Origin of the sequence: Marinobacter sp. MDS2, from assembly GCF_030718085.1 — a bacterium.
Lineage (GTDB): Bacteria > Pseudomonadota > Gammaproteobacteria > Pseudomonadales > Oleiphilaceae > Marinobacter.
On sequence record NZ_JAVAJF010000001.1, the window covers coordinates 833,847 to 860,299 of the forward strand.

The 26,453-nt window shown below is 55.2% G+C and carries 29 protein-coding genes; 13 read left to right on the forward strand and 16 right to left on the reverse strand.

All coding sequences use genetic code 11. The features are described from left to right. Nucleotides 1-124: 124 nt before the first annotated feature. From Q9245_RS03965 to zapE, 4 genes are all read right to left on the reverse strand, one after another. A complete protein-coding gene (locus Q9245_RS03965) occupies nt 125-1,486 on the reverse strand; it encodes a DUF1329 domain-containing protein (RefSeq protein WP_305895939.1) in 1,362 nt (453 codons plus the stop codon). A gap of 33 nt (nt 1,487-1,519) precedes the next feature. Beyond that, complete coding sequence (locus Q9245_RS03970; RefSeq protein ID WP_305895940.1) at nt 1,520-3,307, reverse strand: DUF1302 domain-containing protein; 1,788 nt, start codon at nt 3,305-3,307, stop codon at nt 1,520-1,522. Between the two features lie 471 nt (nt 3,308-3,778). Next, nucleotides 3,779-4,963 carry a thiolase family protein gene (locus Q9245_RS03975; RefSeq protein WP_305895941.1) on the reverse strand — a complete coding sequence of 395 codons (1,185 nt, stop codon included), beginning with the start codon at nt 4,961-4,963 and terminating at the stop codon, nt 3,779-3,781. A 37-nt stretch (nt 4,964-5,000) separates the two neighbouring features. Next, complete coding sequence (gene zapE / locus Q9245_RS03980) at nt 5,001-6,098, reverse strand: cell division protein ZapE (protein ID WP_305897165.1); 1,098 nt, start codon at nt 6,096-6,098, stop codon at nt 5,001-5,003. Nucleotides 6,099-6,332: 234 nt separating this feature from the next. Here zapE and Q9245_RS03985 point away from each other — a divergent pair, with 234 nt between their 5' ends. After that, nucleotides 6,333-6,767 carry a YhcB family protein gene (locus tag Q9245_RS03985; RefSeq protein ID WP_305895942.1) on the forward strand — a complete coding sequence of 145 codons (435 nt, stop codon included), beginning with the start codon at nt 6,333-6,335 and terminating at the stop codon, nt 6,765-6,767. Nucleotides 6,768-7,022: 255 nt separating this feature from the next. Here the strand turns inward: Q9245_RS03985 and Q9245_RS03990 are convergent, their stop codons facing one another. The 11 genes from Q9245_RS03990 to Q9245_RS04040 all read right to left on the reverse strand — a co-directional run bounded on the left by Q9245_RS03990 (nt 7,023) and on the right by Q9245_RS04040 (nt 16,148). Continuing rightward, entirely contained in the window at nt 7,023-7,766 is a 744-nt protein-coding gene (locus Q9245_RS03990; RefSeq protein ID WP_305895943.1) for a Nif3-like dinuclear metal center hexameric protein, read from the reverse strand. A 218-nt stretch (nt 7,767-7,984) separates the two neighbouring features. Beyond that, nucleotides 7,985-9,046, reverse strand: a complete 1,062-nt coding sequence (gene hisC, locus Q9245_RS03995) for a histidinol-phosphate transaminase (protein ID WP_305895944.1) — start codon at nt 9,044-9,046, stop codon at nt 7,985-7,987. A 232-nt stretch (nt 9,047-9,278) separates the two neighbouring features. After that, nucleotides 9,279-10,583 carry a histidinol dehydrogenase gene (hisD, locus tag Q9245_RS04000; RefSeq protein ID WP_305895945.1) on the reverse strand — a complete coding sequence of 435 codons (1,305 nt, stop codon included), beginning with the start codon at nt 10,581-10,583 and terminating at the stop codon, nt 9,279-9,281. A gap of 241 nt (nt 10,584-10,824) precedes the next feature. Next, entirely contained in the window at nt 10,825-11,472 is a 648-nt protein-coding gene (gene hisG / locus Q9245_RS04005; RefSeq protein WP_305895946.1) for an ATP phosphoribosyltransferase, read from the reverse strand. A gap of 30 nt (nt 11,473-11,502) precedes the next feature. After that, on the reverse strand, nt 11,503-12,765 hold the full coding sequence (gene murA / locus Q9245_RS04010) for a UDP-N-acetylglucosamine 1-carboxyvinyltransferase (protein ID WP_305895947.1): 1,263 nt from the start codon (nt 12,763-12,765) through the stop codon (nt 11,503-11,505). A 19-nt stretch (nt 12,766-12,784) separates the two neighbouring features. Beyond that, nucleotides 12,785-13,033: a BolA family protein gene (locus Q9245_RS04015; protein WP_114334096.1), complete on the reverse strand. Its 249-nt coding sequence runs from the start codon at nt 13,031-13,033 to the stop codon at nt 12,785-12,787. 60 nt (nt 13,034-13,093) lie between these two features. Then, a complete protein-coding gene (locus Q9245_RS04020) occupies nt 13,094-13,411 on the reverse strand; it encodes a lipid asymmetry maintenance protein MlaB (RefSeq protein ID WP_305895948.1) in 318 nt (105 codons plus the stop codon). Further along, a complete protein-coding gene (locus Q9245_RS04025) occupies nt 13,408-14,061 on the reverse strand; it encodes a phospholipid-binding protein MlaC (RefSeq protein ID WP_305895949.1) in 654 nt (217 codons plus the stop codon). The genes Q9245_RS04020 and Q9245_RS04025 overlap by 4 nt, the downstream gene beginning before the upstream one ends. A 24-nt stretch (nt 14,062-14,085) precedes the next feature. Then, nucleotides 14,086-14,535, reverse strand: a complete 450-nt coding sequence (gene mlaD / locus Q9245_RS04030; RefSeq protein WP_305895950.1) for an outer membrane lipid asymmetry maintenance protein MlaD — start codon at nt 14,533-14,535, stop codon at nt 14,086-14,088. A gap of 21 nt (nt 14,536-14,556) precedes the next feature. Further along, on the reverse strand, nt 14,557-15,339 hold the full coding sequence (gene mlaE, locus Q9245_RS04035) for a lipid asymmetry maintenance ABC transporter permease subunit MlaE (protein WP_305895951.1): 783 nt from the start codon (nt 15,337-15,339) through the stop codon (nt 14,557-14,559). Continuing rightward, complete coding sequence (locus Q9245_RS04040; protein WP_305895952.1) at nt 15,336-16,148, reverse strand: ABC transporter ATP-binding protein; 813 nt, start codon at nt 16,146-16,148, stop codon at nt 15,336-15,338. The genes mlaE and Q9245_RS04040 overlap by 4 nt, the downstream gene beginning before the upstream one ends. Before the next feature lie 203 nt (nt 16,149-16,351). On the opposite strand from Q9245_RS04040, the gene Q9245_RS04045 reads away from it, so the two are divergent. From Q9245_RS04045 to yjgA, 12 genes are all read left to right on the forward strand, one after another. Continuing rightward, nucleotides 16,352-17,341 carry a KpsF/GutQ family sugar-phosphate isomerase gene (locus Q9245_RS04045; protein ID WP_305895953.1) on the forward strand — a complete coding sequence of 330 codons (990 nt, stop codon included), beginning with the start codon at nt 16,352-16,354 and terminating at the stop codon, nt 17,339-17,341. Further along, complete coding sequence (locus Q9245_RS04050; RefSeq protein ID WP_305895954.1) at nt 17,341-17,910, forward strand: HAD family hydrolase; 570 nt, start codon at nt 17,341-17,343, stop codon at nt 17,908-17,910. The genes Q9245_RS04045 and Q9245_RS04050 overlap by 1 nt, the downstream gene beginning before the upstream one ends. Beyond that, nucleotides 17,907-18,506, forward strand: coding sequence for an LPS export ABC transporter periplasmic protein LptC (gene lptC, locus Q9245_RS04055; protein WP_305895955.1), 600 nt, complete (start codon nt 17,907-17,909; stop codon nt 18,504-18,506). The genes Q9245_RS04050 and lptC overlap by 4 nt, the downstream gene beginning before the upstream one ends. Beyond that, nucleotides 18,490-19,011: a lipopolysaccharide transport periplasmic protein LptA gene (gene lptA / locus Q9245_RS04060; protein ID WP_305895956.1), complete on the forward strand. Its 522-nt coding sequence runs from the start codon at nt 18,490-18,492 to the stop codon at nt 19,009-19,011. Before lptC ends, lptA begins: the two co-directional genes overlap by 17 nt. Nucleotides 19,012-19,024: 13 nt before the next feature. Further along, a complete protein-coding gene (gene lptB, locus Q9245_RS04065; RefSeq protein ID WP_305895957.1) occupies nt 19,025-19,750 on the forward strand; it encodes an LPS export ABC transporter ATP-binding protein in 726 nt (241 codons plus the stop codon). Between the two features lie 182 nt (nt 19,751-19,932). After that, nucleotides 19,933-21,465, forward strand: a complete 1,533-nt coding sequence (locus tag Q9245_RS04070) for an RNA polymerase factor sigma-54 (protein WP_305897166.1) — start codon at nt 19,933-19,935, stop codon at nt 21,463-21,465. A gap of 71 nt (nt 21,466-21,536) precedes the next feature. Then, entirely contained in the window at nt 21,537-21,839 is a 303-nt protein-coding gene (gene hpf / locus Q9245_RS04075; RefSeq protein ID WP_305895958.1) for a ribosome hibernation promoting factor, read from the forward strand. A 103-nt stretch (nt 21,840-21,942) separates the two neighbouring features. Beyond that, the gene (gene ptsN, locus Q9245_RS04080; RefSeq protein WP_305895959.1) at nt 21,943-22,413 is read left to right on the forward strand and encodes a PTS IIA-like nitrogen regulatory protein PtsN; all 471 of its coding nucleotides are present in this window, start codon (nt 21,943-21,945) and stop codon (nt 22,411-22,413) included. A 42-nt stretch (nt 22,414-22,455) separates the two neighbouring features. Next, entirely contained in the window at nt 22,456-23,340 is an 885-nt protein-coding gene (rapZ, locus tag Q9245_RS04085; RefSeq protein WP_305895960.1) for an RNase adapter RapZ, read from the forward strand. A 6-nt stretch (nt 23,341-23,346) separates the two neighbouring features. After that, nucleotides 23,347-23,616, forward strand: a complete 270-nt coding sequence (locus Q9245_RS04090; RefSeq protein ID WP_305895961.1) for an HPr family phosphocarrier protein — start codon at nt 23,347-23,349, stop codon at nt 23,614-23,616. An 86-nt stretch (nt 23,617-23,702) separates the two neighbouring features. Next, nucleotides 23,703-25,064 (forward strand): magnesium transporter, encoded by a 1,362-nt coding sequence (gene mgtE, locus Q9245_RS04095; protein ID WP_305895962.1) that lies wholly within the window; start codon nt 23,703-23,705, stop codon nt 25,062-25,064. 17 nt (nt 25,065-25,081) lie between these two features. Beyond that, the gene (gene yjgA / locus Q9245_RS04100; RefSeq protein ID WP_305895963.1) at nt 25,082-25,609 is read left to right on the forward strand and encodes a ribosome biogenesis factor YjgA; all 528 of its coding nucleotides are present in this window, start codon (nt 25,082-25,084) and stop codon (nt 25,607-25,609) included. 13 nt (nt 25,610-25,622) lie between these two features. On the opposite strand, the gene Q9245_RS04105 is transcribed toward yjgA, so the two are convergent. Then, the gene (locus tag Q9245_RS04105; RefSeq protein ID WP_305895964.1) at nt 25,623-26,447 is read right to left on the reverse strand and encodes a carbon-nitrogen hydrolase family protein; all 825 of its coding nucleotides are present in this window, start codon (nt 26,445-26,447) and stop codon (nt 25,623-25,625) included. Nucleotides 26,448-26,453: the final 6 nt, after the last annotated feature.

The window sequence follows — 26,453 nt, forward strand, 5'->3', positions numbered from 1 at the left end:
CAAAAAATGGCCCTTTCCGACATTGCAATACATCTACGTGATATTCATCACATTTTCAGGAAATATAAAAAAACAAAAAAGGCGAGCCCGAGGGCTCGCCTTTTTGATCACGTTAACCTCGCGATTAACGCGTACCTGCTCTGCGCAATGCAGCAGGTGTGTAATCACGGGAATGACGCTCAGCACCAAAGGTGTAAGGGTTGTTCTCTTCGTTGGTCAGACCCAACGCCAAGTAGCGGCCAGAGAGCAAATCGTACAGCACTTCGATCGCGTACCAAGGCACGTCTTTATCGTAGAACTGCATGGTGTGCGCTTCAGCTACACGCCACAATTCACCGCGACCATCGTAGTGATCAATCACGGCTGCCTGCCAGGAATCTTCATCGATGTAGAAATCACGCTGGGCATAAACGTGGCGCTCACCCTCTTTCAGAGTAGCGCGAACGTGCCATACCCGGTGCAATTCATAGCGGGTCAGATCCTGGTTGATGTGACCGGCCTTGATGATGTCATCATAGCTCAGGTCACGATCGACCAACTTGTAGGAGTTGTACGGAATGTACATCTCTTTCTTGCCGACCAACTCCCAGTTGTAACGGTCTGGTGCGCCGTTGAACATATCGAAGTTGTCACTGGTACGCATACCATCAGCCGCGGTACCCGGACCATCGTAGGCCACCTGAGGCGCGCGACGAACACGACGTTGACCCGCGTTGTAAACCCACGCGCGACGAGGCTCTTTTACCTGGTCGATGGTTTCGTGGACGAGGAGTACGTTACCCGCCAAACGTGCCGGCCCGGTAATGGCTTGCTTAAAGTAGAACAGAACGTTGTCGTCTTGCCCCTTCTTGTAATCCTTCAATGCACTGTTCCAGGTAATCTCGTCCTGGAATCGCACGATGGAGTAGGCACCATTCGCGGTAGGAGTTGCCTGCCCTACATTACGCGCAACCGAACCACCACGATAACGGGTGATGTGGTTCCAGATAACCTCTAAACCATTCTGCGGAACGGGAAACGGCGTAGCGCTTTCATAGTTGCCAAGGCCGTTACCGTTCTGGATAAGTTCTACCTTGGTCGCGTTTTCGACCGTTTTATCCATGACGTCTTTCGGATAGGTGGCCGTTCGATGGGTTTCGTACACCGGAATTTTGTAATCGGCGTATTGACGAATCATCGCTACCTGGCCCGGCGACAGCTTGTCGGCGTACTGATCCACGTTGCTCTGATCAATCACAAATTCAGGCTTCTCATCCGGGAACGGGTGCACATAAATGCCGTCGCCCTTATAGCCAGCAGGCGGTGTTGTCATGCCACCGGACCAGGCCGGAATAGCGCCGCCGTTGCCGGCTTTCTCAGCACCGATCGGGGTCAATGTATCACCCAACTTGGCCGCTTCGCCGGCAGAAACTGCACCCCAGGCCTGGCCAGCAAACATGCTTGCGGCCAGAACACCTGTAGCTAAAAGTTTCTTGTTCAGTTTCATTTAAATTACCTCTTTGAACAAAATCTGTCCGGTTCAGAATGAGTAGGAAACGCTCGCGCTTACGAAGTCGCGGTCGGTTCGCTCGTTATAAGGCTTGCCACCGAAGTAGTTGGTGTAACCGATGTTGCCGGTGATGGTGTTTTGGTATACGCCCGTTAGAGATAAACCGATCGACTTGCTTCCTTCATTGAAAGCGCCACCCGGCTGCGGGGCATAGCCTTTAACGTCATGAGCCCAGAACACGGAGGGGGTCAAGTTGATGCCCGCGAACGCATTCGGATATTCCCAAGCGAGGTTGGCACGGTAACCCCAGGAGAATGACGTTACGAAACCATCGTTGGTGCAGTTGTCAGGGTTGAGGTTGTTATCCTCGCAGTCAGTGCTACCCGGCGTGGCACCCAGGCCGAAGGTTCCCGAGCGACCGTAGCGTGCCTCATCCTTACCCGGCAGATCGTGGATGTAAGTTGCGCCAATTTCAGTCACCAACGACATCCGGCTGGCGCCCATAACCTGATCGAAGAATTTGATCAGCGTCATCTGAGCCTGGGATACGCCGTAACGGTCGTTACCGGATACGGCAACCCCGTCAGTATTGCCGTTATTTTCGGCCGCGATTTTATCTTTATCCCGAGCGTAAAGAAGGCTGAAGTCTTCCTGCAGTCCGCCGTAAATCAGCTCGAATGCGTTCCACTGGATCGGCATTTTGTCGCGGTAGCTGTATTCCGCGCCAAGCGACCAGCCTCCGGGTGTTGTCGTGTTGATACTGATGCCATACAGATCAATAGCTTCCGGGTATTCAATGAAATAGTTCGGGTAAGGTTTACCGTTTGAAGGGTCATTGGTCCGGCCACTGATGTACGGCAGCCGGCTATGGTACTTGATGTAGTAGAAGCCCAGCTCGGAATCGTTCAACTCGGGAACGTACCAACGCACAGCCATACCGAACTGATCTTTGGCATCAGGCTCTTGATCGCCTTCACGATTGATAACAAAACCATTCACCGCATTAGCGGCCTCTGAAAGCGCTCCTGTCAAAAATACTGGGCCACAGCCATCCGCCACAAAATCGACACTTGAGAAGAAGGTCCCACAATCATCTGTACGGATCTTTTCCCAGTCGGTTTGTACGAAACCTTCGATGGTCACGTTTTCAGTGACACCGGCAGACATGTAGAACATTTCTACCGGCAAGAGCGCATCTTTCAATTGCGAGCCGGGGGCACGGAAAGCCGGGATATCAACCGGGTTGATGGTGTTGATGCCACCTTGGATGTAAGTACTCTCACCCCAGCTCAGAACTTGTTTGCCGTACCGGGCACTGACGGGCACGTTGCCCAGGTACCAATCGGTAAACACGTAAGCATCGAGGATTTCGCCGCCCGATGCGTTGTCTTTGGCTTTGTCGTTCAGTTCAACGTATCGGCGATCGCCGTCTTTGAGTTCAAAGTCGTACCAATAACGACCGCGTACCAATGCACCTACTCGGGTCAGGTAATCGGAGTCTACGCTGTAATCCACGAATAGCTCACTGTTACCTTTAACAACGTTGGAGACCATGTCGCCTTTGTCGAAGTTACGGTTGCCGTCATCGTAGTTGTTTGTGGATGCTGTGCCACGGCCATCGTGTGGCGCGAGCAGTCGCTTGTCAGCATCTTCGGTACGCCATGCAGCCCCAACTGACAGCGTGGTATTAAACTGGACTTGCCCGGCATCCCCCAAGGGGTACGAAATAGCAAAGGCCGGGCTGGAGACGCCGGCTGCGATGGCGACGGCAAGTGGTAACTTGGTCCAGCGCTGCCAGGGTTGAGTTTTTCTTGTCATTGGAAGGCTACTCCGTTGTTGTTCTGAGTCGCTGCTCGATTATTCTGTTGGTTGGTGTTCTTCGGCCGTGTAGACATTGCCGTGATGCTAGCACTATAGCTAAGGCTTCTCGCGGCTTTGATCAGTCAAAAGTATGATTTTGCTGTCACTCTTGGTTAGCCGTCTTTCTCGCACCTCATCACTATAGTCAAGATTCGGGGATGCAACCACTTTGGGGTGGGTGGTTTTGGGCTGGCTCTTTGGAGAGTTCTGGAGGGGGATTCGCGTTAGTAAACACAGAGCAAATAAGACGACCAAACACAGTGCAAGCACAATACAGAGCCTCCCTTCCGGAAACCGCTACGAGCACATCCATGTGCGCTTCTCTCCGGCCATCCATGGCCTACGACATTTCCGGAAGGGAGGCTCTGTATTGTGCGCCCAAACTATTTTAGGGGAGTCTGGGAGCACTAAATCGGCATTGAGTGCCTGTTAGATCATCTCAATCGCCATAGCCGTGGCTTCGCCACCGCCGATGCACAGGGCCGCTACGCCTTTCTTTTTGCCGTAGCGCTGCAGGGCATACATCAAAGTAACCAGCAGGCGGGAACCTGTGGAGCCAACCGGGTGCCCTTGAGCGCAGGCGCCGCCGTGGACGTTTACTTTTTCAGGGTCGAGGCCCAGCTCTTTGATGGGCATCATGGCGACCATGGCGAAGGCTTCGTTGATTTCAAACAGGTCAACGTCATCCTTGCTCCAACCGGTTTTCGCGAACAGTTTCTCGATCGCGCCAACCGGTGCACAGGTGAACTCGGCCGGTAGCTGCGATTGGGTGGTGTGGCCAACGATGCGGGCGAGTGGTTTGAGGCCGCGTTTTTCGGCTTCGGATTCGCGCATCAGAACCAGTGCAGAGGCTCCGTCGGAGATTGACGAGGCGTTGGCGGCGGTTACGGTGCCGTCTTTGGCAAACGCAGGGCGCAGGCTTGGGATTTTTTCGATGTTGGCGTTGTGGGGCTGCTCGTCGTCTTCGACAACTACTTCGCCTTTACGGGTTTTGACGGTTACCGGGATGATTTCATCCTTCAATACACCGTCTTCGATGGCTTTTTTCGCGCGGTTCAGGGAGTTGATGGCGTATTCGTCCATCTCTTCGCGGGTGTAGCCTTTTTTGTCCGCCACTTCCTGCGCGAAGGAGCCCATCAGGCGACCGGTTTCAGCGTCTTCGAGACCATCCAGGAACATGTGATCTTGCGGTGCGGGGCCGGGGCCCATGCGGTAGCCTTGGCGGGCGCCTTGGAGGATGTGCGGGGCGTTGGACATGCTTTCCATGCCGCCAGCAACCATGATGTCGTTGGTGCCTGCTTTGATCAGGTCGTGGGCGAACATGGTGGCTTTCATGCCGGAGCCGCACAGCTTGTTGATGGTGGTGGCGCCAGTGCTGTCTGGCAGGCCGGCTTTACGCATGGCTTGGCGTGCAGGACCCTGCTTAAGACCTGCCGGCAGTACGTTGCCCATGATGACTTCTTGCACGTCAGCCGGCTGCAGACCTGCACGCTTGACGGCTTCTGCGATCGAGATGGCGCCCAGCTCAGGGGCTGTGATGGGGGCTAGGCTGCCCATGAATCCGCCCATGGGGGTGCGTACACCGCTGACGATAACGACGTTGTCTTGGCTCATGTTGTGACCTCTCTGTTTTCGTGCTTTCTAGTTTTGATTAGGGCTTGTGCGGTGCTTCCAGGTATTCCTGGGATTGCATTTCCAGCAAGCGGGATTCGGTACGTTCAAATTCGAAGCTCAGACTGCCGCCGGAGTAGAGTTCGGTGATCGGTGCTTCGGCGGAGATGATGAGTTTTACGTTGCGGTCGTAGAATTCGTCGATCATGTTGATGAAACGTCTTGCTTGGTCGTCTTTTTCTACGCCCATGACGGGTACGTTGCTGACTATGATCGCATGGAACTGGCGGGCCATTTCGATGTAGTCATTCTGGCTGCGGGGGCCGTCGCATACATCCAGAAAATCGAACCACACCACGTCGTCGGCGTGGGCTTGTGCCGGAATCTTCCGGCCGTTGATTTCCATGGACTTACTGTGTTTACCGGCCTCGACGGCCAAGGCGTCGAAGCTTTCCCGCAAGCTGGCATTGGCGCCTTCGTCCAACGGGTGATAATACAACTCAGCCTGTTCCAGTGTACGCAAGCGGTAATCGACTCCGCCGTCTACGTTGACGACGTCGGTGTGTTGTTTAACAAGTGCGATGGCGGGCAGGAAACGCGCACGCTGCAGACCGTCTTTATAGAGGCCGTCTGGGACGATGTTTGACGTACACACCAAGGTTACGCCCCGGCTGAACAACTCTTCCATCAATGTGGCCAGGATCATGGCATCACCGATGTCCGATACGAAGAATTCGTCGAAGCAGATAACACGGGTTTCGCCGGCGAAGGTTTTAGCCACTTTTTCCAGCGGGTTTTTTTCGCCTTTGAGTTTTCTAAGCTCACCATGAACACGCTGCATGAACCGGTGAAAGTGCACCCGCATTTTACGGTCGAATGGCAGGGCTTCGAAGAAGGTATCCATCAGGTAGGTTTTACCGCGACCGACTCCGCCCCAGAAGTACAATCCTTTTACGGGTGTTTCTTTACCCTTTTTCAGCTTGCGGCGTAATTTTTTGAGTCCTTTGCTACGCTCGCTTTCAGCTTCCACCAGTTTGTCGTACAGTGCTTGTAAGCGGCGAACGGCGTCTTCCTGCGCCGGGTCCTTGTGAAAATCCGGGCGTTCGAGATCCTTTTGGTAACGTTGCCAAGGAGTCAGGTTCGCAACAGTTTCGGTGGACACGGCTTCTGTCATCAGGGTTTTCCTGCCATCTGGGTGGGTTTCTGGGCGCGGTATTGTCGCTTATTTCGTGCTTTTTGGCCATGTTACTTAGGCTGCGGAGCAATACGACGATTGGCGCAGTGTTTCGGCATGTGCGCTGGTGCTTCGGAGGGGTATACTCCTTTTATAGGTTTTCGCTCTCTCGCATGTACTGACTAGGACGATTGTTATATGACGAACCTGATTATTGCGGCCGTAGTCGCGCTGGTAGTAGGCATTATCATTGGGGTTCTCTTTGGGCGCTCTGGCCAGGGTGCTTCTTTGCGTCAGCGGAGAGCTGAGCAGAAGATTGATGAGCTTCGGGGTGAGTTTACGCGTTATCAGGCTCAGGTGAATGAGCATTTTCTGGAGTCGGCGCAGTTGTTGGAGCGCTTTAATAGTGCCTATCGTGATGTGAATGATCATATGGCGCGTGGGGCGAATCGTTTGTGTAATGATGAGGAGTGGCCGGAGTCGCTGGGGCAGGATGTGTCTGGGCGAATTGAGCACTCGGATTCTGATTCTTCTGAGCCACCGCGGGATTATGCGCCTAAGGCTGATCCTGAGGAGAAGGGTACGCTTGCTGAGGACTTTGGGTTGCCTAAGGGTGAGAAGCGGCCTGCTTGATACTACTTCTACGGAGTAGGCTTATCTAAGCTCTCCGTTAGATCAGGATGGGGCGGCTTTTCAAAAACCGCTCCTTCGGCACGTCCATGTGACGCTTCTGCTCCGCCATCCATGGCTACGCACATTTTTGAAAAGCCGCCCCACCCTGATCTCGCAAACTTATTAGTGGCCCGCCCCAAGCTATTCGAAGACTCTATGTATCCTCAGTCATAGCAGGCCAATGGGCTTGACCCTTTCTGCAATACCTTCTTTCAGTTACACCGGGTTATCACAGTCGATGAACTGGTGCTCTACTCCAAATTCTTTCGCTAGCGCTTCACCCAATGCTTTCGCGCCATAGCGTTCTGTGGCGTGGTGACCGGCGGCGTAGTAGTGGATGCCGGATTCTCGGGCGGTGTGAGTGGTTGGTTCGGATATTTCGCCGCTGATGTAGGCATCGACACCGAGCTCTAGCGCTTTGGTGATGAACCCTTGGGCTCCGCCGGTGCACCAGGCGACGGTTTTAATCAGGTCTGCGCCCTCGCCTACGTGAAGTGGCGGTCGGTTCAGCGCGCTTGCGATGTGTTGGCCAAAAGCTTCTGGCGACATGGGCTCGGCCAGTTCGCCTTGCCAGACCAGGCCACCTACCGGGCGTGGGTTTTGGATGCCGAGTACGTTGGCCAATTGGCGGTTGTTGCCGTATTCGGGATGGTCGTCCAATGGCAGGTGGTAGGCGACGAGGTTGATGTCGTGGTCGAGGAGTTGTTTGATGCGGCGTTTTTTCATGCCGCGGATGGCTTGGTCTTCGCCTTTCCAGAAGTAGCCGTGGTGGACGAGGATCATGTCGGCGTTTTGTTCAACGGCGGCGTCGATCAGGGCTTGGGAGGCGGTTACGCCTGAGACGATTGTTCGCACCTCTTCTTTGCCTTCAACTTGTAGGCCGTTTGGGGCGTAGTCTTGGAAGTTTTCGGGCTGGAGCCATTCGTTTATTTTCGCCAGTATCTGGTTGCGGGTTACCATACTGTTTACCCCTCTCCTTCAGACTTTTGAGATTGGATCGGCGCTTTGGCTTGGGAAGAAAGTAAGGAGCAGGCGGGGCTTTCCAAAAACCGCTACGAGCACATCCATGTGCGCTTCTCTCCGGCCATCCATGGCCTACGGCATTTTTGGAAAGCCCCGCCTGCCCCTTACTTCACACTTGGGTGCGCGCTGCCTTCTCTTCGAAAACTCAAACGAGTTTAGAGAAAATCTAAACCTTTGATCAATGCGTTGTTTTGATCGCTGGTTCCAATTGAGATGCGCAGGAACTCACTGATCCGCGGTTTGTTGAAATGGCGAACGATGATGCCCTGCTCACGGAGTTTAGCCGCGATTTCTTCGCCTTTGTGGTCAGGGTGGCGGGCGAATACAAAGTTGGCTTTTGAGGGCAGCACTTCGAAACCGAGGTTTTCCAATCCTTTGGTGACCTTCTCACGCTCTCGAATAACACCGTTGCAGGAGTCTTCGAACCATTGGCGGTCTTCGAATGCAGCCACGGCACCAGCCAGCGCCAGTCGGTCTAGCGGGTAGGAGTTGAAGCTGTCTTTGACTCGGTTCAATCCTTCAATGAGTTCTGCGTTAGCTACGGCGAAACCGACCCGTAAGCCAGCCAGCGAACGTGCTTTAGACAACGTTTGGCAGACAACCAGGTTCGGGTATTGGTTCACCAAGCGAATCGCGGTTTCACCACCGAAGTCGATGTAGGCTTCGTCGACCACTACAACACTGTCCAGGTTGGCTTCCAAAATCGCTTCTACGTGCTGCAGCCCCATGTAGCGTCCGGTGGGTGCATTCGGGTTCGGGAAGATGACGCCGCCGTTGTCGCGTTTGTAGTCATCTGGGTTAATTTCAAAGTTTTCGGTCAACGGGATGATGTTGCTTTCAACTTTGTACAGACCGCAGTACACGGGATAGAAACTGTAGGTGATGTCCGGGAACAGGATTGGTTTGTCTTGTTTCAGCAGGCCCTGGAAGATGTGGGCCAGCACTTCGTCGGAGCCGTTGCCAACGAAAACTTGCTTTTCTTCTATGCCGAAATCGGTGTAGTACGAAGCGATGGCTTCTTTCAGAGCGTGGCCTTCGGGGTCTGGGTACAGGCGAAGGTTGTCGTTCAGCTCTGATTTAATGGCCGAGATCACTTTCGGGGATGGCCCGAAGGGGTTTTCGTTGGTGTTCAGCTTTATCAAATTGGCCATTTTAGGCTGCTCACCTGGCACATACGGCTGTAACTCGCTGACTAGTGAGCTCCAGTATTTACTCATGATTCACGCACTCCGAGTTGGTGCAATAATAAGAATTCAATGATGACGCTGATGCAGGGCGGCGGTGCACAAGGTTTGGGTGAGTGTGGCAAGAAGGCCTTTCCAAAAATGTGCGGAGCCATGGATGGCGGAGCAGAAGCGTCACATGGACGTGCCGAAGGAGCGGTTTTTGGAAAGGCCTTCTTGCCATGCTCTCAAGCACCCAATCCGAAACCGCCCTGCGCACAACGACTCAGTCTTTAATACGGTATTCCGCCGAGCGGGCGTGGGCTGTCAGCCCTTCCCCGCGCGCCAAAACAGAGGCCACACGCCCCATGCGGTCGGCGCCTTCTGGAGTAAAACCGATCAGGGATGAACGCTTTTGGAAGTCGTAAACACCCAGAGGCGAGCTAAACCGCGCGGTGCCGCTCGTAGGCAATACGTGATTCGGGCCGGCGCAGTAGTCGCCTAGGGCTTCTGCGGTGTACCGGCCCATGAAGATCGCGCCGGCGTGGCGGATGTCTTCCAGCATGGCTTGTGGGTCTTCTACTGACAGCTCCAAATGCTCCGGAGCGATGCGGTTAGAAACTTCCGCGGCTTCTTTCAGATCAGCCACGTGGATCAGCGCACCACGGCCAGTCATGGATGTGCGAATGATCTCTTCACGCTCCATCGTGGGCAGAAGTTTGTTGATACTCGCTTCAACCGCATCAAGAAAATCCGCATCCGGGCTGACCAGAATGCTTTGCGCTTGCTCGTCGTGCTCGGCCTGCGAGAACAAATCCATCGCGATCCACTCCGGATCGGTTTTGCCATCGCAAATCACCAGAATCTCGGACGGCCCGGCGATCATGTCGATACCGACGATACCGAACACTTCACGCTTGGCGGTCGCCACAAAAATATTCCCCGGCCCAACAATCTTATCCACGGCTGGAACCGTCTCCGTGCCATAAGCCAACGCACCCACCGCCTGCGCGCCACCGAGAGCAAATACACGGTCAACACCCGCAATCGCGGCTGCGGCCAGTACCATATCGTTCACCACACCATCCGGCGTAGGAACTACCATTATCAATTCACCGACACCCGCCACCTTGGCCGGAATCGCGTTCATCAAAACAGACGACGGATACGCAGCCTTACCACCCGGCACGTACAAACCAGCACGGTCCAGTGGCGTTACCTTCTGGCCCAAAACCGTTCCATCTTCATCCTGATACTGCCAAGACTGCTGATTCTGCCGCTCGTGATAATCCCGAACCCGATCCGCCGCCTTCTCAAGCGCCTCACGCTGATCCTGCGGAATCGCCACCAAAGCGGCCTGCAAACGATCCTGCCCCATCTCCAGCTCGGCCATAGAGCCGACCTTCAAACGGTCAAACTTCTCGGTAAACTCCAAAACCGCCGCATCGCCGCGGGTCTTCACCTCATGCAGAATATGACGCACCGACTCATTCACCTGATGATCCACACTGTCATCCCACGCCAACAACTGGGCCAGCGCACTGTCAAAGTCGCCTTGGGTGGTGTTAAGTCTGGTGATCTTATCGGTCATAACTCAAATCCTGCTTTGGATTGAAAACAAATGTCTGCCGAATAAAACCCGCCGGCAGTTACGGGATTCGAAAGAAGAGAGGCCAAATAACCCAAGCCCGAAAGAGAGTTCAGGGTGTCCCTTCCAAAAATGTGCGGAGCCATGGATGGCGGAGCAGAAGCGCCACAGGGATGTGCCGAAGGAGCGGTTTTTGGAAGGGACACCCTGAACGCTCATGCACCAAGCGTCTAAAAAGGCGGCCTTACTCCGAACCGCGACGACGCTCCACAGCAGCCGCCATCATCTCGATGATCGGATTAATCTTCCCATGCTGCATCTTCATCGACGCCCGGTTCACCACCAACCGCGTACTGATATCGTCAATCAACTCCCGCGCCTCAAGGCCATTCGCCTTCAGCGTATTGCCGGTATCCACGATATCCACAATCTCATCGGCCAGGTTAAGAATCGGCGCCAGCTCCATCGCACCATACAGCTTGATGATATCCGCCTGCCGACCCTGCGACGCATAATAGCGACGGGCAATATTCACAAACTTCGTCGCCACCCGAATACGCCCCGCAGGAGGCTGTTCACCCTTCTTGCCGGCCGTCATCAAACGACAGCGGGAAATGTTCAAATCCAGCGGCTCGTACAACCCTTCCCCGCCATGCTCCATCAACACATCCTTGCCGGTCACGCCAAGGTCTGCGCCACCATACTGAACATACGTCGGTACATCCGTTGCGCGAAGAATCAGCACACGAACATTCGGATCGGTGGTGGGGAACACCAGCTTGCGGGACTTTTTCACGTCGTCTACCAGCTCAATGCCGGCTTCCGCCAGCAATGGCAGAGTCTCTTCGAGAATTCGTCCCTTCGACAAGGCGATGGTGATGGAATCTGTCATGGGTCTTTCCGGGTTCCCGTTGGTGTTTGATTACGCTGGCAAACGGCGAATACTTCCGCCCAACAGCTGCAACTTCTCTTCAATACATTCGTAACCGCGGTCGATGTGATAAATACGGTCTACGATGGTGTCGCCTTCAGCAACCAAACCGGCAATCACCAGACTGGCCGAAGCACGAAGATCTGTGGCCATAACCGGCGCACCGGTCAAATGATCCACGCCTTTGATGATGGCTGCATTACCTTCCAGCGTGATGTCAGCTCCCATACGGATCAATTCCTGCAGGTGCATGAAGCGATTCTCAAACACCGTTTCCACAATGGTGCCAGAACCTTCCGCTACCGCGTTCATGGCCGCGAACTGGGCCTGCATATCGGTAGGGAATGCGGGATAAGGCGCAGTACGAATACTCACCGCCTTCGGGCGTTTGCCCTTCATATCCAGCTCGATCCAGTCCTCACCGGTGGTAATCTCGGCACCGGCTTCTTCCAGCTTCAACAGCACTGCTTCGAGAATGTCAGCTCGGGTATCTTTCAGCTTAACCCGGCCGCCAGTGGCCGCGGCCGCAACCAGATAGGTACCCGTTTCGATGCGATCCGGCTGAACGTCGTAGTGACAGCCGTGCAGACGCTCAACACCGTTGATTTCAATCGTCGCCGTACCGTGGCCTTTGATGTCTGCGCCCATGGCGATCAGGCATTCCGCCAGGTCCACCACTTCCGGCTCACGGGCCGCGTTTTCCAGGATGGTTTTGCCATCCGCCAGAGTAGCCGCCATCAACAGGTTTTCTGTACCCGTCACCGTCACGGTATCCATGAAAATGTGCGCGCCTTTCAGGCGGCCATTGGTCTTTGCATGGATGTAACCGTTCTCGACCTTGATGTCCGCACCCATCTGCTCGAGGCCGTGGATGTGCAGGTTGACCGGCCGCGTACCAATGGCACAACCACCGGGCAAAGACACCTGAGCCTCGCCAAAGTGCGCAACCAGCGGCCCTAGCACCAGAATGGAGGCCCGCATGGTTTTTACCAGCTCGTAAGGCGCGTGGTAATGCTCAATGGTGTTGGCGTGCACTTCAACACTCATTTTCTCGTCAATCAGCAGCTCGACACCCATTCGGCCCAGCAACTCGATCATGGTGGTGACGTCGTTCAGATGCGGCAGGTTGCCAACGGTTACCGGCTCGGAAGCCAACAGCGTTGATGCCAAAATCGGCAAAGCCGCGTTCTTGGCACCGGAAATCCGAATCTCGCCATCCAGAGGCTTACGGCCCCGGATCAGAAGTTTATCCACAATAGTAATCCTGTTCTGTTTAGCCGTTGGCCTGCCGCGCAGCCCACTCGCTCGGAGTAAAGGCTTTCGGGTGAAGAGCGTGAATGGTGCCGTCCATGATGTGCTGGAACAGTACCTTGTTGATCATCTGCTGTCTTTTAATGGTAGGCAGGCCTTCGAATACGTCACCCACTGCAACGACCATGTAGTGGTTGCCATCGACTTGTACCTGAACCTCACAATCAGGCAGGGCCTCTTTAACAAGTTCGGTAACCTGGGCGGCGTCCATAGAAAATCCTCAGCATTATTAAAATCAGGAGCGGAATTGTAACCAATTCCCGAGCGGCGGTCAGCTATGTGGGGAAAATCCGGGCAGATGGGCATCCAGGTTACTCAATGCCGCCAACGACTGTAAGCGGTCACTGGCACCCTCAAAAGAGAGCGCCACCTGTTTGGATTGGGCCAACCGTTGCCAGCACATCAGCATAGACAACACCACACTGTGGGCCGTATCCAGCTGCGCGAGATCAACCCTCAATGCCCCCGTGGCCGAGCCAACGAGATTTTCGCCTTGCTTGCGCAACTCAATCACGGTGTTCGCGTCTACCTTGCCGGTAACACTCAACACCGAACCTTCCAGCTTAACGACCGGGCGAGAGCTGCTCATGAGGCATTCACGTCCTCTTCCAGGTTCAACGATTTGACCGAATCAGTCCAACCGTCAATCACAACCTGAACCTGGCCGCGATTCTCTTCCATTTCCTGAGCAAAACGGTCACGGAAGGCCAAACCGATGTTGACGCCTTCAACAATCACGTTTTCCATCAACCAGCGGTCTTCTTTGTTCTTGTACATCGAGTAGGTCACGGGGTAGCGATTGCCCGAGGCCGTAATCACTACCAACTGCACCGATGCGCGGTTTTCGTTTTGCGGCAGAATCTCTGCTTCCCGCACTTCGATGGTGAAATCATCGGCGGTCACCAATGCTTTGGCATAGCTATCAAACAAACTGCGCTTGAACTTGGCAACAAACTCGTCCCGCTGCTCAGGGGTGGTCTGGCGCGCGTAACGGCCCATAACTCGGGCGGCTATCCGTCGAAAATCCACAAAATCGGTCAACGCGTCTTCCATGCTCTGGTAAAAGGCTTCCGGATCTTTTTCAAACAGGCCTTTTTCCGCGTTCAGCTTCTGTACCAACATTTGGGTGTTGTCGCTGACATATTGTTCCAGCTCGTCCTCTACACCGGCCCAGGCCTGACCTGCAACCATCATCAACAGCGCAACAATAACAAACAGCTTTCGCTTGAAACTTAACATCCTAATCTCCTGTCCTGTAGGGCATCAGCGGCCAGAGGCAAAGTTGCTGATCAATCTTTCCAGATTCATCGCAGACTGGGTGGAATAAAACGTGTCACCCTCGCTCAACGACTCCATATCTCCACCAATCGAAATATCAATGTATTGTTCCCCTAACAGCCCGGAAGTCCGAATCACTGCCGCACTGTCTGCCGGAATGGTATCCACATCCGACTGAATGGCCATGGCTACCCTGGCCTGAAACGTGTTCTTATCGAGACTGATGGACTCGATGGACCCCACGGTCACGCCGGCCATCGATACCTTGCCGCGCGGAGTCAGCCCCCCCACATCGTTAAAGTTCGCGTAGATTGTATACGTCGACGACGCCGACTTGGGCGACAACCCACTCACTTGCAACGCCAAAAACAGCAACGCTGCCAGCCCGGCGATCATGAAGAAACCTACCACTATTTCCGTTGTTCTCTGCACCATAACAGGGCTCCAGAATCCTTATTAGAAATCGCCAAACATGACAGCGGTCAGCACAAAATCGAGGCCGAGCACCGCCAGTGATGAATACACAACCGTTTTGGTCGTCGCAGAACTGATGCCTGCAGACGTAGGCACACAATCATACCCTTGATACACGGCTATCCAGGCACACACGAAACCGAAAACCACACTTTTAACAACGCCGTTAAGCACGTCATCGAGAAAATCGACCGATGACTGCATGTTGCCCCAGAAGGAACCTTCAAATACTCCCAGCCAGTCCACACCTACCAGCATGCCACCCCAGATACCGACAACCGAGAAGATCATCGCCAGTATCGGCATTGCGATGAACCCGGCCCACAAACGGGGTGCAATCACCCGTCGCAAGGGATCAACCCCCATCATCTCCATGCTGGACAGTTGCTCGGTGGCCTTCATCAATCCGATTTCCGCGGTCAATGCTGAGCCCGCACGACCGGCAAACAGAAGCGCTGTTACCACTGGCCCCAGCTCGCGCACCAAGGTGAGCGCAATCATCTGACCAATCGCCGCTTCCGAGCCATAATCACTGAGAATGGTATAGCCCTGCAGGGCCAGCACCATGCCAATAAACAAGCCAGAAACCACTACGATGGCAAGCGAAAGCACACCGACCGCATACAGCTGTTTCACCAGAAGCGGAAAACCTGTCGCAGGTTTGGGCACCCCCACAAGCACGCCGAACAGAAATTGAGTCGCACGGCCCAAAGAGCCCACCACTTCCATACTTCTTCGACCAAAGCCCGCTACATAATCCATCATATCGACACTCCTTTGATACCGAAGTCATCAACAGGCTTGTTCGCCGGATAATGGAAAGGTACCGGACCGTCGGGCTGGCCACTCAAGAACTGTTGCACGAGTTCAGACGGGTGATTCCGCAACTCTTCCGGTGTGCCGGTACCAATCACCTTGCCATCGGCAATAATGCACGCGTAATGGCAGATGCTCAGGGATTCCGGCACATCGTGAGACACCAGTACGCTGGTCAGCCCCATCGAGCTATTGAGATCCCGGATCAACTTGACCAACACACCCATCGCGATCGGATCCTGCCCGGCAAAGGGTTCGTCGTACATGATCAGTTCGGGATCCAGTGCAATACTTCGAGCCAAAGCCACTCGGCGGGTCATGCCACCCGAAAGCTCGGAGGGCATCAGATCACGCGCACCTCGGAGCCCGACCGCTTCCAGCTTCATCAACACGATGTCGCGAATCATGTCTTCCGGCAGAGCGGTATGCACGCGCAGCGGGAAGGCTACGTTCTCGAACACACTGATGTCGGTGAACAAAGCGCCACTCTGAAAGAGCATGCCCATCTTTTCGCGCAGACGGTACAGCTCCTTCCGCTTAAGCTTCGGAACCTCGTGACCGGCCACCATAACCTGACCGGAATCCGGTTTCAGTTGACCACCGATCACCCTGAGCAGCGTGGTCTTGCCGGTGCCACTAGGGCCCATAATGGCGGTAATCTTACCCACGGGAATATCCAGGGTAATGCCATCAAAGATGCGCCGTCCGGAGCGGGAAAACACCACATCCTTTAGCGTAATGTATGCAGATGACTCCATAATCGATCCTTTTCGAGGAGCGCCTACATTAAGATAAGCGTCGCCGGACCTCAATCTCAGGTTGTTAAAATGTACTGATGGCAACGTTCAGTTCCCCTGAACATTGGCAGCCCTACCGGGTATCAGTGATATACTTTCCGCCATAGTCGTCCGTCCCGATAACAGGGCCGGGTCCACAGACCGACCGAGTAAAGCCAGCCGAGATGACAGATTCAAACACTTCAAGTTCCCGGGATTACCGCAACTCCGCCGTTCGGGCCATCCAGATTGAACGGGATGCAATCGAAGCACTTGAACACCGTATCAACGGCGACTTCACCCGTGCCTGCGACATCATCATGGCCTGCAAAGGCCGGGTCGTGGTGACGGGCATGGGCAAATCCGGCCACATCGGAAACAAAATTGCGGCAACACTGGCCAGCACCGGCACACCTTCATTCTTTGTGCATCCGGGCGAAGCCAGTCATGGCGACCTTGGCATGATCACCCCGCAGGACGTTGTCATCGCCATTTCCAACAGCGGCAGCACCAGCGAAGTGGTGACCATTCTACCTTTAATTCGAAGAATGGGCGCGCCACTGATCAGCATGACGGGCAATCCCGACTCATTGCTGGCAAAAGAAGCCGCAGCCAACCTGGACGTGAGCGTTGCCATTGAAGCCTGCCCGCTCGGGCTCGCCCCAACCTCCAGCACGACCGCTACGCTCGTGATGGGCGATGCATTGGCCGTGGCATTGCTGGAAGCCCGCGGGTTCAGCGCGGAGGACTTTGCTTTCTCGCATCCGGGCGGTCGATTGGGGCGTCGCTTACTACTGCGCGTTTCCGACATCATGCACGCAGGCGACAAGGTGCCACGGGTACTTGAAAGCACCACCCTCAGCGGTGCACTTCTGGAGATAACCCGTAAAGGCCTGGGCATGACCACGGTGGTGAACGACGCCGGCGAATTGACGGGCATTTTTACCGACGGCGACCTGCGCCGAACGCTGGACAAATCGGTTGATGTACACACGACCGCCATCAACCAGGTGATGACCCGCAACGGCAAAACCATTCTGGCCGACCAGCTGGCCGCCGACGCGCTCAATATTATGGAAGAGCTAAAGATCAACGCCCTGCCGGTAACCGATACTGACGGCAATCTGGTGGGCGCCATCAACATGCACGACTTGTTGCGGGCGGGGGTTATCTGATGCCAGAACTGACACCCCCCATGAGCCAGCACTGGAGTGACGAGCTTCGCGCCAAAGCCGCCGCCATCAAACTCGTGGCCTTTGATGTAGACGGTATTATGAGTGACGGAAAACTCTACTTCAGTGCCAGCGGCGACGAACTGAAAACGTTCAACATTCTGGACGGATTGGGGCTCAAGCAACTGATGAACGCGGGCATCACCGTTGCCGTGATTACCGGCAGACGCTCGCCACTGACCGAAAAACGCATGAGCGACCTGGGTATCACGCACCTCATGCAAGGCCGGGAAGACAAAAAGGTGGCCCTGCAGGAACTGGTGGCCAACATGGACATCAGCCCCGAGCAAATCGCTTACATGGGCGACGACCTGCCTGACCTCCCTGCCCTGCAATTCGCCGGCCTGGGCATTACCGTACCGAACGGGTATTGGCTGGTCAGGCAGCACGCGGATTATTGCACCACCATTGCCGGCGGCAGTGGTGCCGTGAGAGAAGCCAGCGATTTGATTCTCTGGTCCCAAGACCGGCTTGCGGCAACCCTTGAACCCTATGTGAGCGCCGAATCGTGATCGCGCGTTTGTTCAGTCCCGGAAAAGGCAAAGCCTGGGCCCGAACCCTGGCTTTAGGCGGAACCATTGCGGCCACCTTATTTCTCATGTGGCAAAGCGATGAGCCGCCGGGTAGCCAGGATAATGCCAAGGAACTGCGCGGCCCGGACGAACCGGACGGATTTATCGTTCAGGCCGAATACCGAACCTGGGACGCTCAGGGCAATCCGAAAATCCGGCTGACCAGCCCGCGCATTGAACAGTTCGAAAGCCAAAACCTGGCTGCCATGGAACAACCCCGGGCAACCCTGCACGGTGAAGGCGACCCGGTGCCGTGGAATATTGAAGCGGATCAAGGTAGCCTTCTGCAAAATGAGGGTCTGGTCAATCTGCACGGTAACGTGGTGATCCATCGCCAGTTAAGCGGCGCTGACACCACCTTCAAAACCGACGAACTAACCCTCAACAACACCGAGGGTACCGTGTACACCGACCAACCGGTGACCATCACCGAACCGCACGGAACCACAAAGGCAACGGGCATGAAAGCCTGGCTAGACGACCGAATTCTGGAACTCAATTCCCAAGTGGAAGGGCATTATGATCCCATCAGGTAACCGACTTCTTTTTCCGCTGATTATGGCCGCTACCTTTCTGGCCAATACGGCGGCCGCCTTCACTCTGGACTCCGACGAGCCCATTAAAGTCAGCGCCAACTCCGCCCGTCTGGATGACAGCGCGGGCACTGCCATCTACACCGGTGCCGTGGAATTGGTGCAAGGCAGCGTTAAGCTGGATGCCGAACGGGTTGTACTTTATCGCAGCCCACAGGGACTTAGCCGCATTGAAGCAAGCGGCTCCCCCGCTCATTATCGCCAGCCGTCCCAGGATCAAACGGCCGTTATCAATGCCGAGGCACTGAACATTACCTGGTCGGCCAAAGACAGCCAGCTGACCTTCGAGCGAGAAGCCTTGATCGAACAAGGTGGCAGCACGTTTCGCGGTGATGTCATTCATTACGACACAGTGAACCGGGTGGTTACAGCAGAAGGCGGCAATTCGGAGGGCACAAGCTCAGGCCGCGTAGAAATGGTGATTCAGCCCCGCAGCTCAGGTCAATAACAGGAAGGTTCTGATGGCAGTTCTCAGGGCCAGCAATCTGGCCAAAAGCTACAAACAGAAAAAAGTGGTTCTGGATGTTTCACTGGAAATCCGTTCCGGCGAAATCGTCGGCCTGCTCGGCCCTAACGGCGCCGGCAAAACCACCTGCTTTTACATGATTGTCGGACTGGTCCCGGCTGACCATGGCCGCATCACCATCGACAACAACGACATCACCCCCCTGCCCATGCACGGGCGTGCCCGCAAAGGCATCGGCTACTTGCCACAGGAGGCGTCAGTATTCCGTAAGCTGACCGTGCGCGACAACATCATGGCCATTCTGGAAACGCGCAAATCGCTTTCCAAGGCGGATCGTGAGGCCAAGCTGGAAGAGTTGCTGGAAGAGTTCCACATCACCCACATTCGTGACAGCCTGGGTATGGCGCTTTCTGGCGGTGAACGTCGCCGGGTAGAAATCGCCCGGGCATTGGCAATGGAGCCGGCCTTCATTCTTCTGGACGAACCCTTCGCCGGCGTAGATCCCATTTCCGTCAGCGACATCAAACACATCATCCGGCACCTTCGCGACAAAGGCATTGGCGTTCTGATCACCGATCACAACGTGCGCGAAACACTGGATATTTGTGAGAACGCTTACATTGTCTCGGGCGGCCACATCATTGCATCGGGCAACGCAGATGCCATTCTGGCCAACCAGCAAGTGAAGGAAGTGTACCTTGGGGATGAGTTCCGACTTTAGACAATCGTAGACCTGAAGGCCGGGCTGATTGTTTTGCTGAACGCGAGCAAGTAAACTCGGCAGGGTACTTGCTTAAATTGTTGATCGCGTACTGTAAGTTACCAGCACACAACAATTTTTTATATTTGCAAGCAATGCTTTTGATCAGGATACGAGCACGTTATGGATATTGAGCCATGGTTATGAAAGCTTCATTACAGCTTAAAATGGGCCAAAGCCTAACCATGACCCCCCAGCTGCAACAAGCCATTCGGCTACTGCAGCTTTCCACGTTGGATCTACAGCAAGAAATCCAGCAGGCACTCGACTCCAACCCGATGCTGGAAACCTCCGAGGACGACGATCAGGCAGATTCAGTCGAGCAGCAGGAAAACAACCACGACGAACAACACGAGACTGCCTCGGCGCCGGAAGAATCCGCTTCAGATTCGCAAAGTACGGACTGGGACGAATCGGAAACCGCACCCGACTGGTCAGCGGAAGATCAAACACCCGACAATATCCCTGACGACCTGCCGGTCGATACTGCCTGGGACGACATCTACCAGTCAGCACCAGCTCCGGCCAGCCGTGGCGACGATGAAAACGACTCCGACTTCGAAACCCGAAACTCGCCCAGCGAAACCCTGCACGACCATCTGGAATGGCAGCTGAACCTGACCCCGCTCAGCGAACGGGATCAGGCGATTGCACACGCCCTGCTGGATGCGGTCGATGACCGGGGCTACTTGACGTCTTCCATCGAAGAAATTCATTCCGGCCTGTTTGAAGGCTCAGAAGACGATCCATTGGAACTCGACGAAGTGCAGGCGGTTCTGCACCGACTCCAGCACTTTGATCCACCGGGGGTGTTTGCCAGAGATCTTCAGGATTGCCTGATGATCCAGCTTGGCCAGCTGCCACCGGACACCCCATGGCTGCGCCAGGCCAAGCTGGTCGTGACCCAGTTTCTGCACTTGCTGGGCAACCGTGACTACGCGCAACTGCTTCGCCGTAGCCGGTTGAAAGAAGATCAGCTGAAAGAAGTGTTGGGGCTGATCACCAGCCTGAACCCGACCCCCGGCGACAGCATCGACCGTACAGAACCAGACTATGTCATTCCGGATGTCATCGTGCGCAAACATGAAGGCCGGTGGCGCGTGGAGCTCAATCCGGAAATTGCCCCGCGCATTCGCGTAAACGCGAGCTATGCTTCATTAATACGACGGGCGGACAGCAGCGCCGATAACACCTACATGCGCGACCAACTGCAGGAGGCCAAGTGGTTTATCAAAAGCCTGCAGAGCCGCAACGAGACCTTGCTCAAAGTGGCCACTCGCATTGTGGAATACCAGCAGGGCTTTCTGGATCATGGTGACGAAGCCATGAAACCGCTCATCCTGTCGGACATTGCCCAGGCGGTGGATATGCACGAATCGACCATATCCCGGGTTACCACGCAAAAATACATGCATACACCCCGAGGCATTTTTGAGCTTAAATACTTTTTCTCCAGCCACGTGGGCACTGCCGAGGGTGGAGAATGTTCCTCAACGGCGATTCGTGCGATGATCAGAAAACTGATTGCGGACGAAACTCCGAAAAAGCCATTGAGTGATAGCAAAATTGCAGCCATGCTAGGAGAACAGGGAATCAATGTTGCCCGACGTACCGTAGCCAAGTACAGAGAGGCGATGCACATCCCTCCCTCGAACGAGCGTAAACGTTTGGTTTAAGGATTCGTCAGTACAAGAGGTGCTGACACTCAGTCCGGCAAAAGCCGGCTATATGACAACAGGAGAAGCCTATGCAACTCAACATTTCAGGCCATCATGTAGAACTGACTCCCGCACTAAAGGATTACGTAAACACCAAGTTTGATAAGCTTGAGCGACACTTTGACCACATCAGTAATTGTCAGGTGACGCTGCAAGTTGAGAAAGTTCGCCAGATGGCCGAAGCTACCCTCCACGTGATTGGTGGCGAAATTCACGCAAAGGCTGAAAACGAGGATATGTACGCCGCCATCGACGGCCTGGTCGACAAACTCGACCGCCAGATCCTCAAACATAAAGAAAAGACAGTTGCCCGGATGCAAGGTAACGGCTAACGCGCCTCTTAGCGTGAAACCGAACCGGGTGTTTCAATAAAACGTGCTGCGGCAGGAGTATGATCCGGCCGCAGCCTTTTTTTTACGGAAATGAAGTCGATCTATGAGCGATTCATCCCTGACCATCGACAACATTCTGGCTCCAGAACTGACTCTGTGCCGTGTTGCAGCGTCAAGCAAGAAGCGTGTACTGGAGTTTATCGCCGAGCACATTCACCAGCAGGATGAAAGTCTCAACGATACAGATATCTTCAACAACCTGGTGTCGCGGGAGCGGCTGGGCAGTACCGGCATAGGCGAAGGCATCGCCATTCCCCATTGCCGGCTGGACGGGCTGAATAGGGTCATCGGCGTGTTGATGACTCTGGCCGAACCGGTCGAGTTCGATTCCATCGACAACCAGCCCGTCGATATTGTTTTCGCCCTGGTTGTGCCCAAAGAAGCGACCAGCGAACACCTGGAGCTGCTCAGTCAGCTCGCTGAAAAGTTTAATGAAAGCTCTTTTTGCGAAAAGCTGCGCCAGTGCCAGGATACCGACCATCTGCACAAGGCCATGATTTCGAATCAGAACTGATACGAATTCAGCAAAAGCGCGCAGCATGAGAGGAACACTGTTATGAAGCTGATCATCGTCAGCGGCCGCTCAGGCTCGGGAAAAAGTACCGCCTTGCACGTACTGGAAGATTTGGGGTTTTACTGCATCGACAACCTCCCCATAGGGCTCCTCTTCCCTCTGACCCAGGAAGCCGCCACCCAGGAGGCGACCACTCGCCTGCGTAAAATGGCAGTCAGCATTGACGCACGCAACCTGTCGGGCGAGCTGGCCAACTTCGAGGCCATATACAGTCAGCTCAAAAGCACCGGCATGGATGTCGAAATCATCTTCCTGGATGCCGACGAGCAAACATTGCTGCAGCGTTTTCACGCAACTCGACGCAAACACCCGCTCAGCGATGATAAAACATCGCTTCCTGAAGCAGTGTCTTACGAGAAAACCCTTCTAGAGCCGCTGTCCCGGCTGGCCGACCTGTACGTCAACACCACCGGGCTGTCCATGTACGAGCTACGGGACATGGTCAAGCAGCGGGTTGCGGGCCGGAAGGACCAGGAATTGGCCTTGCTGGTTCAGTCGTTCGGCTTCAAGCACGGGGTACCGGTTGACTCCGATTACGTGTTCGACGTTCGGTGCCTTCCGAATCCCTATTGGGACACCAGCCTCCGCAAGTACACCGGCGTTGACCAACCGGTCATCGACTTCCTCGAGCGCGAGCCTTTGAGCCAGAAGATGGTCAACGACATCATTGGGTTTCTCGATTCCTGGCTTCCCTCGTTTGCAGACAGCAATCGCAGCTATATGACCATTTCCATCGGCTGTACTGGCGGCCAGCATCGCTCGGTGTACGTTTCGGAACAACTGACAAAACACTTCGCAAAAAAGTACCGCAATGTGCAGGTTCGCCACTCCGAACTGCCTCATCTGCAAGCCAGAGGGGAAATCTGATTCGCCATGATCAGCCGTACGGTGACAATCATCAACAAGCTCGGCTTGCACGCCCGGGCCACCGCAAAGCTGGTCGCCACCGCCTCCGAGCATGAATCGAAGGTCTGGATCAGCCGCAACGACCGCAAGGTAGATGCCAAAAATATCATGCAAGTCATGATGCTTGCGGCCAGCCAGGGCACCACCGTTGAACTCATTGCGGACGGCCCGGATGAGCGACAAGCCATCGAGGCGCTAACCACGCTGATCGCAGATTATTTCGGCGAAGGCGGCTGATTCTTCGCAATTCACCTATAACTCCCCCTCACCGACGCTCGCTAACTCCGCTATAATACGGAGGTTTTCTGACCGTAGGTGGATCCATGTCTGATATTCTGGAACAAAGTCAGGCCCACCAGAGACTCCGCTCCCTGAGCGAGGCTCTGGATAGTGGCGCGCTGAAGCAGGTTGCTCGCATCCTGAACGGCGGCCTCAGTCCCAGTGATATCGCCCACCTGTTGGAATCCTCTCCGCCTCGTCAGCGCGCTTTGCTGTGGAATCTGGTCGATAAGCAACTGGAAGGCGAAGTTCTCCAGCACCTTGGTGACGATATCCGAGGGTATTTCCTGAGCAAGTTTAACGCTCAGGAGTTGGCTGACATTATTGAAGATTTCGAGTCGGACGATCTCGCCGACCTGCTTCAACAGCTACCCGACACGGTGATCCTCGAAGTCCTCGAAACCATGGACGAACAGGACCGACAGCGGGTTGAAGAGGTTCTGTCCTACCCGGAAGACACCGCCGGCGGCTTGATGAACACGGACACTATCACGGTGCGCCCGGACATCAGCATTGACGTTGTGCTGCGCTATTTACGCCGCCACCGCAGCCTGCCGCCGATGACGGATAGCCTGATCGTAGTTAACCGGCGGGATGAGTTTATCGGCACGCTCGCCATCACCCGGATGCTGGTTTCGAACCCGGCGTCTACCGTTCGGGAAGTGATGGACACCGACATCGAACCGATTCCTGTCAGTCTGTCCGATACCAAGGTCGCCACCCTGTTCGAACGCTATGACCTGATTTCAGCGCCCGTGGTAAACGAACAGAACAAACTCTTGGGCCGCATCACCATCGATGACGTGGTTGATGTTATTCGTGAAGACGCAGACCACTCGCTGATGAGCCTGGCCGGCCTTGATGAAGATGAAGATACCTTTGCCCCGGTGATGAAAACCACCCGCCGTCGTGCGGTCTGGCTCGGCATCAACCTGTTGACCGCATTTACCGCCTCAGCGGTGATCGGGCTGTTTGAAGACACCATTGCCAAGGTCGTGGCCTTGGCGGTACTCATGCCCATCGTCGCCAGCATGGGCGGCATTGCCGGCAGCCAGACCCTGACGCTGGTGATCCGGGGCATGGCGGTGGGGCAAATCAGCAGCGTCAACGTTGCTTGGTTGCTGAATCGAGAACTACTCTCCGGTATCCTTAACGGACTTTTATGGGCCGGGGTCGTGGCGACCGCAGCCATTCTCTGGTTCGGCGACTGGATGATCGGCGGCGTGATTGCGGCCGCACTGGTGATCAATCTGGTTGCAGCCACCGTGGCCGGCACCGTACTGCCTCTATTTCTGAAGTCCCGTAATATTGACCCGGCCCTCGCCGGCGGTGTTATTCTGACAACGGTGACCGATGTTGTTGGCTTCATGGCCTTTCTGGGATTGGCCACCCTCTTCTACGCCTGACAGAATTGATAAACAACATGACTGACCATACTGACGACCAACTTCCAGAGTATCTGGGGCCCAGCAAGTCGCAATTGAAGCGGGAAATGCATGAATTGCAGGATCTCGGAAAGCGCATGCTGGAACTGAGCGAAGATCAGCTCGCCACGCTGCCGATCAGTGACCGGCTGCAACGGGCGATCCTGGAATCACGCCGCATCACCCAGCGTGAGGCCCGCCGCAGGCACTTGCAGTACATCGGCAAGATCATTCGCCAGGAAGACGATCCCGAAACCATCAGCAAAACCATTGATGCGTTCTATGCGGGCAGTGAAGAACACACCCGCCGGCACCACCTCGCGGAACGCTGGCGTGACAAGATGATCTCGGAAGGGGATTCAGTGGTCGGGGAGTTTATCGACTATTGTCCGAGCGCCGAGGTTCAGCACCTGCGCAATCTGGTGCGAAACGCCCGCAAAGAAGTCGAAAAGCAGGCCAATACCGGGCAGTCCCGCAAGCTGTTCCGCGCGCTTCGGGAATGGATTGACGAAGCCGAGCAGCACTAACGCTACCGGCTTTCTATAAGCGCCGGTGTTCCCACACCGGCATCCGCGTCCGCACCTGCTTCAAGTATTCCAGACTCAGGTCTGCCAGGGCCACCCCCGGCCCTTCTTCGATTTCGGAAACCACTTTGCCCCAAGGGTCGCATACCAGACTGTGGCCGTAGGTTCGTCTGCGCTCACTGTTCTGGCCGCCCTGGCCTGGCGCGACAACCCAGACCTGATTTTCGATGGCCCGAGCCCGAATCAAGGCATGCCAATGGGCATCGCCGGTTTGCCAGGTAAATGCGCTGGGCAAGCACACCCAATCGGCGCCCTGCTCTCTTAAGGCACGAAACAGTTCCGGAAACCGAAGGTCGTAGCAGATTGCCAAACCTAACCGGCCTGCCGGCGTATCTATGGTGACAACCTGATCACCGGGCTCGAATGCATTGGATTCTTTGTATTGGCCGTGAGCATCTTCAACCATGGCATCGAACAGATGGATCTTGTCATAGCGAGCCACTTCGCGGCCCTGATCGTCATACACCAGGCAGCAGGCCCGCACCCGATCCGCAATCGAAGAACCGTCTGGCCGACTCGCCAAAGGCATCGAGCCTCCGACAATCCAAAGCCCGAGGGCTCTGGCTTGAGCCGCCAGAAAATGCCTCACCACAGGGCTGTCACCAGCCTCCCGTTCACCGCAGACTTGCATCTGACTGGATGCCAATACCGCAAAGTTTTCAGGCAACACCGCGACTTTGGCGCCGCGCTCTGCGGCCTCCTTCAGCAAGCGGGCGGCTTCTGCCAGATTGACCTCAATATCGTGACCACTGACCATTTGAATTGCGGCAACTTTCGTCATTACCAG

Bases quoted from the DNA above. Each gene is read 5' to 3' on its own strand.
- rapZ (WP_305895960.1), top strand. From the start codon at position 22,456: ATGAAGCTGATCATCGTCAGCGGCCGCTCAGGCTCGGGAAAAAGTACC.
- Q9245_RS03975 (WP_305895941.1), bottom strand. From the start codon at position 4,963: ATGAGCCAAGACAACGTCGTTATCGTCAGCGGTGTACGCACCCCCATG.
- Q9245_RS03970 (WP_305895940.1), bottom strand. From the start codon at position 3,307: ATGACAAGAAAAACTCAACCCTGGCAGCGCTGGACCAAGTTACCACTT.
- lptB (WP_305895957.1), top strand. From the start codon at position 19,025: ATGGCAGTTCTCAGGGCCAGCAATCTGGCCAAAAGCTACAAACAGAAA.
- Q9245_RS04040 (WP_305895952.1), bottom strand. From the start codon at position 16,148: ATGGAGTCATCTGCATACATTACGCTAAAGGATGTGGTGTTTTCCCGC.
- yjgA (WP_305895963.1), top strand. From the start codon at position 25,082: ATGACTGACCATACTGACGACCAACTTCCAGAGTATCTGGGGCCCAGC.
- Q9245_RS03965 (WP_305895939.1), bottom strand. From the start codon at position 1,486: ATGAAACTGAACAAGAAACTTTTAGCTACAGGTGTTCTGGCCGCAAGC.
- hisD (WP_305895945.1), bottom strand. From the start codon at position 10,583: ATGACCGATAAGATCACCAGACTTAACACCACCCAAGGCGACTTTGAC.
- Q9245_RS04025 (WP_305895949.1), bottom strand. From the start codon at position 14,061: ATGTTAAGTTTCAAGCGAAAGCTGTTTGTTATTGTTGCGCTGTTGATG.
- mgtE (WP_305895962.1), top strand. From the start codon at position 23,703: ATGTCTGATATTCTGGAACAAAGTCAGGCCCACCAGAGACTCCGCTCC.
- hpf (WP_305895958.1), top strand. From the start codon at position 21,537: ATGCAACTCAACATTTCAGGCCATCATGTAGAACTGACTCCCGCACTA.
- hisC (WP_305895944.1), bottom strand. From the start codon at position 9,046: ATGAGTAAATACTGGAGCTCACTAGTCAGCGAGTTACAGCCGTATGTG.
- Q9245_RS04015 (WP_114334096.1), bottom strand. From the start codon at position 13,033: ATGGACGCCGCCCAGGTTACCGAACTTGTTAAAGAGGCCCTGCCTGAT.
- Q9245_RS03985 (WP_305895942.1), top strand. From the start codon at position 6,333: ATGACGAACCTGATTATTGCGGCCGTAGTCGCGCTGGTAGTAGGCATT.
- hisG (WP_305895946.1), bottom strand. From the start codon at position 11,472: ATGACAGATTCCATCACCATCGCCTTGTCGAAGGGACGAATTCTCGAA.
- Q9245_RS04020 (WP_305895948.1), bottom strand. From the start codon at position 13,411: ATGAGCAGCTCTCGCCCGGTCGTTAAGCTGGAAGGTTCGGTGTTGAGT.
- Q9245_RS04070 (WP_305897166.1), top strand. From the start codon at position 19,933: ATGAAAGCTTCATTACAGCTTAAAATGGGCCAAAGCCTAACCATGACC.
- lptA (WP_305895956.1), top strand. From the start codon at position 18,490: ATGATCCCATCAGGTAACCGACTTCTTTTTCCGCTGATTATGGCCGCT.
- ptsN (WP_305895959.1), top strand. From the start codon at position 21,943: ATGAGCGATTCATCCCTGACCATCGACAACATTCTGGCTCCAGAACTG.
- mlaD (WP_305895950.1), bottom strand. From the start codon at position 14,535: ATGGTGCAGAGAACAACGGAAATAGTGGTAGGTTTCTTCATGATCGCC.
- Q9245_RS04045 (WP_305895953.1), top strand. From the start codon at position 16,352: ATGACAGATTCAAACACTTCAAGTTCCCGGGATTACCGCAACTCCGCC.
- Q9245_RS03990 (WP_305895943.1), bottom strand. From the start codon at position 7,766: ATGGTAACCCGCAACCAGATACTGGCGAAAATAAACGAATGGCTCCAG.
- Q9245_RS04050 (WP_305895954.1), top strand. From the start codon at position 17,341: ATGCCAGAACTGACACCCCCCATGAGCCAGCACTGGAGTGACGAGCTT.
- Q9245_RS04105 (WP_305895964.1), bottom strand. From the start codon at position 26,447: ATGACGAAAGTTGCCGCAATTCAAATGGTCAGTGGTCACGATATTGAG.
- mlaE (WP_305895951.1), bottom strand. From the start codon at position 15,339: ATGATGGATTATGTAGCGGGCTTTGGTCGAAGAAGTATGGAAGTGGTG.
- Q9245_RS04090 (WP_305895961.1), top strand. From the start codon at position 23,347: ATGATCAGCCGTACGGTGACAATCATCAACAAGCTCGGCTTGCACGCC.